Origin of the sequence: Desulfobulbus elongatus DSM 2908, from assembly GCF_000621145.1 — a bacterium.
GTDB lineage: Bacteria > Desulfobacterota > Desulfobulbia > Desulfobulbales > Desulfobulbaceae > Desulfobulbus > Desulfobulbus elongatus.
In genome coordinates, this window is record NZ_JHZB01000054.1 from 1 (window position 1) to 12,796 (window position 12,796).

General features: G+C 56.2%; 14 protein-coding genes and 1 pseudogene. 12 read left to right on the plus strand and 3 right to left on the minus strand.

Annotated elements, in window-relative coordinates:
* Positions 1–238: transposase (locus Q362_RS21390; protein ID WP_211248522.1), on the minus strand; the 238-nt coding region annotated here is incomplete at its 3' end.
* 123 nt (positions 239–361) lie between these two features.
* Between Q362_RS21390 and Q362_RS21395 the strand changes: the two are divergent.
* The 11 genes and pseudogenes from Q362_RS21395 to Q362_RS21405 form a co-directional block, all read left to right on the plus strand.
* Positions 362–943: pseudogene (locus Q362_RS21395) on the plus strand (plasmid pRiA4b ORF-3 family protein); the annotation flags it as partial.
* Positions 944–1,504: 561 nt separating this feature from the next.
* Positions 1,505–2,188 (plus strand): hypothetical protein, encoded by a 684-nt coding sequence (locus tag Q362_RS0116770; protein ID WP_028319586.1) that lies wholly within the window; start codon positions 1,505–1,507, stop codon positions 2,186–2,188.
* Positions 2,189–2,281: 93 nt separating this feature from the next.
* Positions 2,282–3,253: a hypothetical protein gene (locus tag Q362_RS0116775; protein ID WP_084312922.1), complete on the plus strand. Its 972-nt coding sequence runs from the start codon at positions 2,282–2,284 to the stop codon at positions 3,251–3,253.
* Positions 3,254–3,337: 84 nt separating this feature from the next.
* The gene (locus tag Q362_RS0116780; protein WP_028319588.1) at positions 3,338–3,733 is read left to right on the plus strand and encodes a single-stranded DNA-binding protein; all 396 of its coding nucleotides are present in this window, start codon (positions 3,338–3,340) and stop codon (positions 3,731–3,733) included.
* An 89-nt stretch (positions 3,734–3,822) separates the two neighbouring features.
* Positions 3,823–4,200, plus strand: a complete 378-nt coding sequence (locus Q362_RS0116785) for a hypothetical protein (protein WP_028319589.1) — start codon at positions 3,823–3,825, stop codon at positions 4,198–4,200.
* Complete coding sequence (locus Q362_RS0116790) at positions 4,197–4,406, plus strand: hypothetical protein (protein WP_028319590.1); 210 nt, start codon at positions 4,197–4,199, stop codon at positions 4,404–4,406. Before Q362_RS0116785 ends, Q362_RS0116790 begins: the two co-directional genes overlap by 4 nt.
* An 18-nt stretch (positions 4,407–4,424) precedes the next feature.
* The gene (locus Q362_RS0116795) at positions 4,425–5,465 is read left to right on the plus strand and encodes a DUF6094 domain-containing protein (protein ID WP_028319591.1); all 1,041 of its coding nucleotides are present in this window, start codon (positions 4,425–4,427) and stop codon (positions 5,463–5,465) included.
* A gap of 82 nt (positions 5,466–5,547) precedes the next feature.
* A complete protein-coding gene (locus tag Q362_RS0116800; protein ID WP_028319592.1) occupies positions 5,548–6,114 on the plus strand; it encodes a hypothetical protein in 567 nt (188 codons plus the stop codon).
* An 80-nt stretch (positions 6,115–6,194) separates the two neighbouring features.
* Entirely contained in the window at positions 6,195–8,495 is a 2,301-nt protein-coding gene (locus Q362_RS22495) for an SNF2-related protein (protein ID WP_051554442.1), read from the plus strand.
* Between the two features lie 80 nt (positions 8,496–8,575).
* A complete protein-coding gene (radC, locus tag Q362_RS0116810) occupies positions 8,576–9,055 on the plus strand; it encodes a RadC family protein (RefSeq protein ID WP_028319593.1) in 480 nt (159 codons plus the stop codon).
* Positions 9,056–9,107: 52 nt separating this feature from the next.
* Positions 9,108–10,043, plus strand: coding sequence for an ArdC family protein (locus Q362_RS21405; RefSeq protein ID WP_051554443.1), 936 nt, complete (start codon positions 9,108–9,110; stop codon positions 10,041–10,043).
* 1,017 nt (positions 10,044–11,060) lie between these two features.
* Here Q362_RS21405 and Q362_RS24635 read toward each other — a convergent pair.
* Together Q362_RS24635 and Q362_RS23860 are read right to left on the minus strand one after the other, a co-directional pair.
* Positions 11,061–11,627, minus strand: a complete 567-nt coding sequence (locus Q362_RS24635) for an SEC-C metal-binding domain-containing protein (protein ID WP_028319594.1) — start codon at positions 11,625–11,627, stop codon at positions 11,061–11,063.
* Positions 11,628–11,642: 15 nt separating this feature from the next.
* Positions 11,643–12,425, minus strand: coding sequence for a hypothetical protein (locus tag Q362_RS23860; RefSeq protein ID WP_157470259.1), 783 nt, complete (start codon positions 12,423–12,425; stop codon positions 11,643–11,645).
* Positions 12,426–12,551: 126 nt separating this feature from the next.
* Between Q362_RS23860 and Q362_RS23155 the strand changes: the two genes are divergently transcribed.
* Positions 12,552–12,796 (plus strand): transposase (locus Q362_RS23155; RefSeq protein ID WP_028319597.1); only part of this gene is annotated, 245 nt, incomplete at its 3' end.

Genomic DNA, 12,796 nt, shown 5'->3' on the forward strand with positions numbered 1-12,796 from the left:
AGGCGAAACCCTCCAGGTAGCCGATGAACAGCATCCGAAAATAGACTCCGGGCGGAATGGAGGGCCTTCCCTTGCTGGCAAAACACGGGGCGCAGAGCTCTTCCGCCCAAGAGTCGAAACCATCCTTGGCGAGAAGATCGTTGAGCCGGGAGTAAAAGGGATGCCCTTGGCCCTTGGGAAGCTGATGCTGGTTGACCCACATTGTCTGTTGCTTGGGTTTGCGTCTACCAATCGCCATACGGTAATAACTCCTTGTTGTGAAATGATAAAATCAATTTACCGCACATGGGGATTGGGGCAATAGGTTTTACAGGGTTACGGGGTTTTTCAACGGGCTGTCAAGGACCTTGTCTACCAGTTTCATGTCAAGTTGGTCGGGATTGAGCCAATGGTATGGAGAAGAATACAAGTACCGGCAAAGTACAGTTTCTGGGATTTGCATGTAGCAATCCAAGACGCCATGGGGTGGCTCGATTATCATCTGCATGTGTTCCGGGTGCGCCAGAAGTACAAGAGAATGCCCCTTGAGATTGGCATTCCACAGGACGAGTGGGACGAAGAGGGCGTCATACCAGGATGGGAAGTATCAATTAGCGAATATTTCACAGTACCCGGTCAGACCATGGAATATGAATATGACTTCGGCGATGGGTGGGAGCATGATCTGTTGCTCGAAGGCATTCTGCTGAAGGAAAAAAATACTTCCTATCCGAGATGCATCGGCGGGGAACGGGCTTGTCCGCCGGAAGATTGCGGCGGCACTTTTGGGTATGGTCAACTACTGAAAATTATCAGCGATCCGGATCATCCTGAATACGAAGATTACACTGCGTGGCTCGATAGGCATACAAAGAACTCTTTTCCATATAACCCGGAACATTTCTCTCCTCAAGACATTCACTTCGAAAATCCTAAAGAACGGTGGCAGATAGCTTTTTCGTAAGACGGAGACAGCGTTGGTCATAACCCTATCCAGTTGATACGAACGCAAGGTAATGCGACACCATTTTCTCTGATAAAAACCACCATTATTTTCTGGCTCCATTATTCGTGCTGTCGCAACAGGATATTTGATTGTCATTTGCAGAAGACGAATTATTATAAGTTGGTATTTCCGCCTCATTTCCAATGAGATACCCCTTTCCAGGGCTTAGCTGAACACAGTTCTCGTGTTCTTGAACTTTAGGTAGCAAGCGGCACTGTCCTTCCCGGCCGGAGACGTTTAATCGCAGAGGCGAACGTCTTTCTTTGACCTGGGAGAGTTGCGCACGCACCCCTTGCAAACGAATCGTTCGATTCGTTCCCTCTTATCCATTTTCCCCGTTGAATCGATAGCTCTTTCTCTGTCTTTTCGAAGCCGTATTCTCTCTGCGTGTTCTCGGAAGGGCTGATCCTGTCGTTTTCAATACATACCCCACCCCGCTCATCCATCGGGAGCTGTTACGTCATGCTCCCGGCGGAGCCATGTCGTCTTGCTCCCCCATACTCATAAGGAGGCAACACCATGGCACCATTGCAGGAACAGATCCAGTCCATCAACGAACGCTTGCGAGCATTTGGCATCGAGGCGATTCAGGAAATCAAGATGACCGACAAGGGAGGTAATCAGATCGGTCAAATCAAGTACGGCTTTCGGCCGCAGTACGTCTTTGACAGTGTCAATGAGGTGCTCGGTCCGGAGAATTGGCGGTACGAACTGACCAAGGAGGAGATTTTCGAATCCCAGGCGGTTGCTGAGGTTCGATTGTTTGTGAAGATCGACGGCGACTGGCTGTGCAAGGGTTCTCACAAAGGACAGATGCAGATTGTCAAAGGCAATGTCGGCGACGCCCAGAAAGGGGCCATCACCGATGCCATCCAGAAATGCATGTCACTGTTGTCCATCGGCAGCGATGCCTACAAGGGACTGTTGAAGAACGTCTACCTTCAGGGCACGCAACGAATTCAACCACCCGCAACGCAACCGAAAACCAAACCTGCATCCAGAACCAGCCAACCCGTTGAGCCACCTGCCAATCCAAGTGATCCCTCGACAACCTTGCCCAAGATTGCCGGCGTTACCTTCGAGCACCGTCAAGGGGTGATCATCGCCATTGGCGACCATCTCTTCGACAAGAAGGAACTGCTCAAGGCCGCAGGCTTTCAGTGGGACAAGACCGCAAAGACCTGGATGAAGCAAGCAGCGTAACAACCACAACATCACCCAACCCCAGAGGGAGCGATACCATTCCCTCGGCGGGAATCCGTGTATCCTCCCTTATTTTTTCAGGAGGATCCCACCATGTCAGACCAATTGATGCTCACCTTGCAGGCCGCTCTCCAGCAGCTTGCCATCCAACAGACCGAGGCAACGCTTGGTGATCGAAGTACCTATCTCGGGGCTTCCGACATCGGCGCCTGCCCGCGCAAAACCATTCTCAGAAAACTGCATGCCCCCGAGGCCGACCTGGTTACCCTGCTGCGGCAGCGACGCGGTCACATGGCCGAGGAAGTGGTTGCCGCCGCCTTTATGATTGCCGGTTTCAGCAACTTCCAAAGGCAAACCGAAGTTCGACATGCGGGCGCTGTCCCGGTCATGGCCCATCTCGATTTTGTCTTTATCTCGGAGGTGCGCAAGACCATGGCTATCCTGGAGGTGAAGGCACCGGAGAACATCCCGGAACACCCTTACGGCGCCTGGGAGACCCAGCTCTATCTGCAAATGGGCCTCCTGGCCGATAGCTTCCCCGACTACACCGTGGAGAAAGGCGCCATCCTGGCCGTCAACTTCGGTGATCAGGGAATGCGCTTGTTCGGTGGCTACACCCCCCAGGACACCATCTATCACGGCTTGATCGACCGGGCCGTCACCATCTGGAACCAATACCAAGACTACAGTGCAGGCGATCTGGCCACTCCCTCCATGGAAGTGGGACCGCTCTGCGGCTACTGCCCCTTCCTTATGGACTGCCCCAAGTTCAAGGCCGAGGAGGTGCGCGAGCTGACCGAGAGTGTCGAGATCCTGCTGGAACTGCAACACCAGCAAAAGGATCTGGATACAGAGATCGGCATCCGCAAGAGCAACCTGCTGGCCATCGTGGCCCAGCGAGGTCCGCTCAAGGCTTACGGCCATCTGCTGCGCAAGGCGGTTCGCACCAGGAAGTCGCTGGATACGGACCAGCTTAATCAATTCCTCCAGGGCTACGGCCATTCGCTCAATGATTTCCAGAAGAGCAGCTCCTATGCCTTCCTGGAGATCAAAAAAGCAGCCTGAACCCAGGCTTTCCACCCACATCGATCCCTAAATCTCTCCCCATGGTGGGGAGAGCAATCCTCTCATTTTTCAAGGAGAACCACCATGTTGAACAAGACCATGCTGATCGGCAATTTAGGCGCGGACGTTGACACCCGCACCACCAAGACCCAGGTCGCGGTGGCCACCTTCCGCATCGCCACCACCGAACGGTGGAAGGATAACGAAGGCAAGCCGCAGGAATCGACCGAATGGCACCGCATCGTTGCCTTCGGCCGTCTGGCCGAGATCTGCTCCGAGTACCTCTCGAAAGGATCCCGGGTTTACCTGGAGGGCCGTTTGCAGACCCGCAAATGGCAGGACGCGGAAGGTGTCACCCGCTTCACCACGGAGATCATTGCCCGTGAGATGAAGATGCTGGGCGGCGGGGAACGAACCGATATTCCGGTGCCACCGGAAGACGGCCAGGAACCACCACCCTCAGATGACGTGCCGTTCTGATTGCCACGCATTGCAACCACAACCCCCCATGCCTGAACTCCACATCTGTGGGGTTCAGGCCCTTTTATTTCGACCATCAGGAGAACCACATGAACAACCTACCCAACCAACAGGAGCACCCGCATGCAGAACCATCGTTTTGCACGCCTTTTCCCTGGACCATTGAATCCCATCCGGACACCGAGGGTGGATATGTCATCCGTGAGGCCCGCCATGAGCAACAGATATGGTGCGACCAGGGCTATGACATTTCCATTGAGGAAGGCGACCGACGCAGTCTGGTGGTGGCACGGCACGAAGCCGGCAACATCCGACTGCTCCAGACCGCCCCGGCCCTATTCGTTGTCTTGCGGGATTTGGTGACTTCCACCGGTACAGCCGCTGCGGCGGCACGCACCGCGCTGGAAGCCATCTTTCCCGATTGGCAGCAACTGGAGATCCATGACAACCAGGGAGAAGGACCATGACACGACGCACCGAATCCGCCCGCCAGGCGCTTGATCAATACTGCCTGAGCAAGGGCGAACCCATGGACACCCTCGAAACGGCCATCATCGATCTCCTGACCGACCTGCTGCACCTGGCCCGATTAGAGGGCCTGGATGCCTGCACGATTGGCCAGACTGCACTTACCCATTTTGTGGTTGAGATCGAAAAGGCACGCATGCCCTAACCAAAGAGGAGAACACTCATGGCACGACTGGGTTCACAGGCCAAGGCCGGCTTTTATCCGACACCGGATAGCGTCCGTGACCAACTCAAAGAACTGCTTGATCTTGAAGACGGCGCCCGCATCCTCGACCCCTGCTGCGGCCAAGGCAAAACCCTTGCCGCATTGGCGGAAGGAAGCGGGGCCATCACCTATGGCATTGAACTGGATCATGATCGGGCCACCGAGGCCCGGCAACGCATCCACCATCTCCTCTGGGGCGACGCCCTGGTGGAGATGCGGATCTCGCCCGGAGCCTTTGGCCTGCTCTATCTCAATCCACCCTATGACTACAGTCTGGAGCCGGAAGCCAAGGCCCAGCGGCTGGAAGCGCTCTTTCTCAGACGCTTCCAGGAAACCCTGCACAAGGACGGCTGGCTGGTGCTGGTTGTCCCCTACACCGTGCTGGCAGCCTGCGCACCAATCCTGGCCCGGTATTTCTCAGGCTTTCAGGTCTACGCCTTTCCGGAGGATGAGTTTCACACCTTCCATCAGTGCCTGGTGCTGGGACGGAAACGTTCGCTGGTAACCAAGGCCAAGGCAGCCCACATGGAGCAGGAGTTGAACTGTATCGCCGGCATGGCGCCGGAGATCTTTCTGGCAACAGCTCCGCAGTTGTCATGCTGTACGGAACGGCTGGTTATCCCCGCGCCCAAACATCCCTGCACCTTCAGGTGCAGCCGGATCGATCCCCGGGAAGCCATCCCCCTGGTCCGCAAGAGCGGGCTGTTGGCGGATCTGCTCTCGCATGATCTGGCACCCGGACAGTGTCACTCCATCCGGCCATTGGCGCCGTTGAAGAACGGACATCTGGCCCTGATGCTTGCCGGCGGTTACATGAATGGTGAGATCGAGATGGACGGCCACCGGCTGGTGATCAAGGGCGTGGTCCACAAGACGGAAAAAATCCACTCCATCGCCGAGAACAACAGCGGTGACACCATGGTCACCACCCGTGACCTGTACCAGCCCACGGTCAAGGCCATCGACATGGCCAAGGCCGAAATGCTGATCATCCGCTGAACTTTTGTAAATTTCATCCACACCAACCCATGGGGGGAGCATTCCCCAGTGGGGATGCCTCCCTCTTTTTTCAGGAGGCATTATGCACGACTATCTCACCATCCGCAGCAACGGCTTTGTCACCTACTGTGACGGTCTCATCGCCAGCATCGAGGCAGATCAGGCGCGAGCTTACCTACTCAGTCTGGTCGGCAGCCCGGCCCAGATCCAGGCAACCTCGGCCCACTTCTACAACGGCGGCTACAGCCGTATCTCCGGGATCGAACCGACTCCCCTGGAGCTGGGTCGCACTCCGGGAACCATCCGCTCCATCCGGGCGCGGAAGATCGGCGATGTGGTCAACAAGGTGCTGATCAGCGCCGAGCAGTTCGAACGCAAGGCCCAGCACACCGAGACCGCCTGCTCGGTCATCGTCTTTGGCGAGGACATGGCAGCGGTCAAGCAGCAGGCTTATCACCGGTTGGACAACAGCACCACCATGCCGCTGAAGCCTGAGTGGCGCGACTGGTTATGGGACGAGGTTCTGCAACCGGAGCGGCTCTACTCGTTCGGCAATCCGCACCTGCGGCAGGCCTGGAAGATCAGTTGGCAGGAGGAAGAGTTGGAAGAACGGATCCTGGAAGGCATCCGGCTGGGCTATCTCAATTAAACAAACTCACAACAACCCGATCAGGGGAGGCATTCGTTCCCCTGGTGGGGATCGTTTGCCTTCCCCATGGAGGACAGACGATGGACATCCCTTTAAGCGACTTTCTCGACCAGTGGGGCGAAGTGCTCAAGTCCCAGGTCATCACCACCATGCACCCGGTGTATCAGCCCAAGACTGAGGATCTTTGGGATGCACAGGCCCGGGCACAACTGGGCCAGCTCAAACGTACCCCGTTTGAGGCCCAGATCCGCTGCGGCATCCTGCCCATTGCCCGGACGCTCTACAAGGAGGACCGCAAAGGAGCCTTCCTGGTGGGTGAGATGGGAGCGGGTAAAACGATCATGAGTTTGGCTGTGGCCGCGCTTGATCCCAAGCCGGCCAAACGTATCCTCATCCAATGCCCCGGTCATCTGGTACGCAAGTGGATCCGGGAGGCGGAAGCAACGCTGCCCGGCTGCACCTGCATCAACCTCAACGGCCGGGACATGACCTTATTACTCGATCATAAACATAATCCTGCACAACCTCGGGGCACCGAGATCTGGGTCCTGGGCAAGGAGCGGGCCAAGCTGCACTACCAGCGCAAGCCCGGCCTCATAATCCGGCAAGGTGCATCCTGCTGCCCGGACTGCGGCGCTCAGGTCTTTTTGAATGCAAACGACCCGGCCCCGGTCTGCGAACATTGCCAAGCCAGGATGTGGTCGGCCGATGGTGGACGCAACCGGCGCTATGCCAAGGCCGAGTTCATCAAACGATATCTCCCCAAAGGCTTCTTCGATCTGGTCATCCTTGACGAAGTTCATGAACTCAAGGGAGGCGGCACTGCTCAGGGCCAGGCCATGTCCTGCCTAATCGCTCGTTCCCGCAAGGTGCTGGCACTCAGCGGAACATTGATGGGAGGCTATTCGAAGGATTTGTTCTTTCTCCTCTGGCGGATGTTTCCCCGGCAGATGGTGCAGGCCGGTTTTGAATACGGCCGCACCCTCGGGTTTGCCGAACGCTACGGAGTGGTGGAACGCACCTACAAGGCCGATGATCTGGGCCCGGACTGGAATCAGGCCAGCATCGGCCGCAAGACCGGTAAGGCCCGGATAAAAGAGGCGCCGGGGATTTCCCCGCTGCTGCTCCCGGATCTGCTCTTGGAGCGTTCCGCCTTTGTCCGGCTGAACGATGTCAGCCAGGCCCTGCCTGACTACGAGGAGATCATCGTCACCACCCCGATGGATGACGCACTGCAAACGCATTATTTCGATCTCGCCAACACCCTGGTCGCCGCCACCCGCAAGGCTCTTGCCTGCGGGGATATGCGGCTGTTGGGTAAGATGCTGCAAAGCCTCTTGGCCTATCCGGATGGTTGCCGCTTCGGCGAACGGGTTTATCTCGAACGCGGCGGCGTGGAGGAACTGATCGCCTCGGCTCCGGCCTTGGAAATCAACCTCCTGGCCAAGGAAAAACGGCTGTTGGAGATCCTGGCCACGGAACGCAAACAGGGACGCAAGGTGGCGGTCTTCCTCGAACACACCGGCACCCGCGACTTGGTCCCCACCCTGGTGGACAAGCTGCACCACCATGGTTTTGCCCCCTTGGTCCTCCGGGGCCAGGCGGTCAAACCGGAACAGCGGGAGGAGTGGCTGAAAGAAAACCTCTCCATCGGCCAGTACGATTGTCTGCTCTGCAACCCCAACCTGGTCAAGACCGGTCTGGATTTGCTCGACTTCCCGACCATCATCTTTTTCCAGTGCGGTTATTCGGTGTTCACCCTCAGGCAGGCCAGCCGTCGTAGTTGGCGGATAGGTCAGAACCTGCCGGTCCGGGTCTTTTACCTGGCCTATGCCGAAACCATGCAGGACAAGGCGCTTAGCCTCATGGCCCAGAAAATGGAGACCTCGCTCGCAGTTGAGGGCGAACTCTCGGGTCAAGGCTTGGCTGCCCTCTCCGAATCGGAGAACAGCATGCTCTACGAGCTGGCCAAGGCCCTCACCGGCCAGCAGCCGGTGGAGGATGTCACCACCGCCTGGAGCCGGTATCGTCAGCGGGAACTCGCCTCGGTGCTCGATCTCGATGAGACCGAAAACATCACCACCACCGAGGAAACCCGGGTGACCACCACGACCACCATCAGTTCTCCCGATGGACAGACCGCCCTGGTCCGCCACGAGCTGGTGGTCAGGGGGCGGGTGTACCTCCGGGGCAACACGGCGGTGGCCTATGTGGACGGCAACCGCTTCCGGCTGCAAGCCGGGGTGATCTATTGGCAGGACCGCCGGATCGGCAGCTATGACCGTCAGGGTCATGGCGAGATCAACCACAAACCCATTCGTCTCTACAAGCCGCCCCACCTTGGCCACTTCGTCTTGGCCGAGGTCCGACGGGCAGCTTGACCACTTTTTGCACTTAACCCAATCCCTGACGGGGCACACTGCCCCGATGGGCTGTTGTGCCTCGTCCATAGGAGGCACACATGCTCTACATCAAAGATCCCTGCGGCGTCTACCAACCCGCACCCAAGGAAACCATTCTCTCCGAAGCCCGCAGGTTAAGCGGCTATCAGTTCCGGCGTGGATCCGCGATCCTGTCGCCCACCGCCGCCAAGGAGGCCATCGGGCTCAAGCTCACCGGTCTGGAGCACGAGGTGTTCGGTTGCCTGTTCCTCGACAGCCGGCATCAGGTGCTGGCCTGGCGGGAGATGTTTCGGGGCTCGATCAACCGCAACTCGGTCCATCCCCGAGAAGTGATCAAGGAGGCGCTGGCACTCAATGCAGCGTCGGTCATCATTGCCCATAACCATCCCTCCGGCGGCATCCAGCCCAGCAAGGAAGATCTGGAACTCACCCGCACCCTGACCGAGATCCTCAAGGTGATCGACGTTCGGGTACTCGATCATCTGATCGTGGGCGAAGAGGTTCTCTCCCTTTCCGAAACCGGCCATCACAGTGCCTGACACCCATTGGGGACGATCCGATGGAATATCCCTGCATCCAAGGAGCGAAATCATGAATAATCAGAAAGGAACCATCTACGAAGAAATCACCACCAAGATCATCACTGCCCTGGAAGACGGCGTCAATCCCTGGGCCAAGCCGTGGCAAACGGTTCATTACGGCCCCTTCCGCAATGCGCTCACCAACCGGCCCTACCGAGGGATGAACGTCCTGTTGCTCAACCTGGTGGCGCTGGCCCAGGGCCATGTCGACCCCCGCTGGCTTACCTATCGTAATGCCGAGCAGTTGGGCGGCCATGTGCGCAAAGGCGAGAAAGGGGCGGCCATCGTCTTCTGGAAGTTCCTGCCCGCCAGGGACCGGAACGGCGATGCGGAACCGGACACGCTGACAGATGACGAACAGGAGCGGAAGCTGATCCCCTTTGCCCGCAGCTACACGGTATTCAATGTGGAGCAGTGCGAGGGGTTGGAGCTACCGCCACTGGTCGAAGAAGAGGCACTGGATGTGGACGAATGCAACCAACTGGCGGAGCAGATCCTTGCCCTGCCGAACTTGAAGCATGGCGGCAACAAGGCCTGCTATCTGCTGGGTCCGGATATGGTGATCCTGCCGTATCGGTCCAGCTTCGAGCATGGTGATTTCTACTTTTCAACTGGCTACCACGAGACAGTGCACTGGGTAGGCCACCCTAGCCGGTTAAACCGGGGGTTTGGCACCCGCTTCGGCGATCTTGGCTATGCCTTCGAGGAATTGGTGGCCGAGATCGGCGCCGCCTTCCTCGGTGCTCATACAAACATCCCCTTTGAGAACATGCGGCATCCGGAGTATATCCACCACTGGCTGCAGATTCTCCAGGGCGACAGCAGGGCCATCTTCACCGCCGCTGCCAAGGCCCAGCAAGCCGCCGACTTTGTTCTCGACAAGGCCGGGATTGTTGGTGATCAGGAAGATATTACCACAACGAATGAACTTCCCGTTGCGGCGTGAGAGGAGGAGATAATGACGAACATGAGAAGATACAAAATCCCGGTGGTTTTTGAATTCGCAGGTGAATTCAGTATTGATGCGCCTTCACTCGCAGCAGCGAGACAGTCTGCGCAACACCATTGTGGACTCACCATAGGCACGGTGCATTCAACCTTGCCAACCCGATCAGGTTGACTGGAGTTTTTCCTACCATCCAACCAAGAAGGTCGTGAAAGGGTGCCGCTGTGAAGAGCCGGTAACCGACCAAGAATAATTTGAAGAAACGAATAAACCCCAGCAACGCCAACGGCTGCTCCGACCATGACGGTTGGGCAGCCGTTTTTTATTGCCGGCTTAACGGGTCAAGAAAGGCAAGAAACAGGGCCTTCGGCCAAGAAAGAAGAAACGGCGTGATGGAAGAAACCAAGAAAGAAGAAACGGGGGACCTTGTTCTTGGGAAATTGGTTAGCGTTGCATCTGCTAATCATCAGCTAAGATTCTCTCTTCTTTTTGATCAACACGCCACTCCTTGCCTCGTGCGAATTCCAGACGATCCCGGCCATCCATTCCATGTGAATCCGGCCAGTGAGCCGGAGAGGTAGCGATGCATAGAACCAACTGGTAGGGAACCTCCTCCGATAAAGATTCAGGAGTGGAGGGGTCCATGCCAGGCAAGATGCTATCTATGCGAAAGATCGGTGAGGTATTACGCCTCAAATATGAACATTGCCGCAGTAACCGGGAAATCGGTATCAGCTGCGGCATCGGCAGCAGCACCGTCAGCGAATATATCCAACGCGTCCGCAGGGCTGGCTCGAGTTGGCCTCTCCCCGAGCATCTGAGCGAGGCTGCCGTGGAGCAGTTGCTTTTTCCGCCTCCGCCACCTCAGGGCTGCGTGCGCAGATGGCCGGATTATCCATCCATTCAAGGGAGTTGCAATCGCGGAAGAGTGTGACCTCGCATCTGCTGTGGCAGGAGTATAGGGAGCAATATCCGGACGGTTATCACTGTCACAGGCGGAAATTCGTACCAAGCAGATCAGGCACCATGGCATTTTTTGAACTTCTTTCCCGATCCGCAGGGACACGGTTCATTGCGTCCCACCTTGGAGCCCGTCCAACTGGAGGCCACAGTCGCAGCAGTGGTAGCGGACACTGGAACAAACTGCGTCACATGTTCGTTATATTGCTCAAGCTGTGGTGTCTCGAAAAATTTCCATTCCCGGTTCTGCTCCTCGTAGTACGAGCGCATGTCATCATTCCACGTCTCGCAAGGCAAAAGGATGAAGTCCTCTGAATTTGTGCCCCCTGCGAACTTGGGAGCATCCACACTGATGCCGATGACTTTGGTCAAATGAGGGAACTTGTTTTTCGCCGCTCCACACGCAATCTCCAGAATCGTTCGCCGCTTAGCGAGATAATCGGTATACGCGCGGTAATCCGCTGGAACCCTGAGCTGAAAAAACACATATCCAACATCCGGAAGGTGCGATGGCAAGAAAGTCACCTGGCGGGTGAACTGTCCAGGATGATTCGGGAAGTTGAGGACCGCACGCCTTATCTTGTCCGCAAGAGCCCGGCGAATAAAGCGTGGCTCCTTCACCATCTCGAAAATGGCGCTCTAGCCGCGCAGAAGATCCGAGTTTCCACCAAGCGTACCGTTCAGAGCGTTCTGGCAGGTTCTCTGAATCAGTTCGTCCCAGGAATACGAGATCTTGTCCTCTTTCTTAGTGTTTTTGTACAGGTCAGTTCTTGTGAAATCGTGCCATTCGCCTTCGCCGATCATCACACCATTCACATCGTCAAGTTTCGTCCCGATGATGTGTTGTTCGGACTCTGTGTCATAGTTGAGCAGATAATGCCCTAGCAAATCTTCCTCGCCGCAATAGATCAAGGAATCATACTTGGCTACGGCGCGCATTTTTTCATCGAGATAGTTCGAAAAGTCACTGACCGTATCGAGTTCGCTTAGGACAATCGAAATATTGTGGCTGTCGAAGATGTGTACTGGGTTGCGCCTGTCGATTTTGATATGAAATGGAGGTGCCGGCCCATTGTCAGTCTCGCAATAAGTGATTGCAAGACTTCCATAGACATTTTGGTCCGATGCTCGTTCGCAGGCTTCCTTCGCTCCATGTGCGACCACAATCTTGTGAATGATCGCTTTTACAGGATCGATTGTGAGTGGAAAAGGTATTTCTCGCTTCGCATCCAGGAAGATGGGGCGTCCTCCCAGGATGTATCGCTCGGCACCGTGTGCAGTCCTGACCTGACGATCAACTACATTGCGCTTCCATCGATCCCAGAGAACTTGGGGGTCTTTGTCCGGTATTTCTGGAAGCAGGTTCTCGCGGTCAAAAAAGATAAAAACGTAATCGCCAAAAACCGCCAAGAGATCGCACAACTCATGGCCATCATCCTTGAACGGATTTGGATAGCTCCAAAGCTTAAGTGATTATCCACAAATAATTTGCTCGCAATTTTCCCACCTCCAGCTAATATCCGTTGAAACCAAGCAACGGGGGGAGAAATGGCACGCATCAAAACCTGGGAAATTTCGGATGCATTCTGGGCGATCGTTGAACCGTTGATCCCCACAGATCTGCGAGAAGCCGGAAAAGAATATACTCGTAAGCCGGGCGGCGGCCGAAAGCCGAAGTATTCGAACCGACTCTTTTTCTCCGCAATAGTGTACGTCCTGAGGACAGGAATCATCTGGAACGCCTTGCCGCGTGAGAAATTTGAAGGCGTCAGTTCTGCTATGGTTCATCGGAA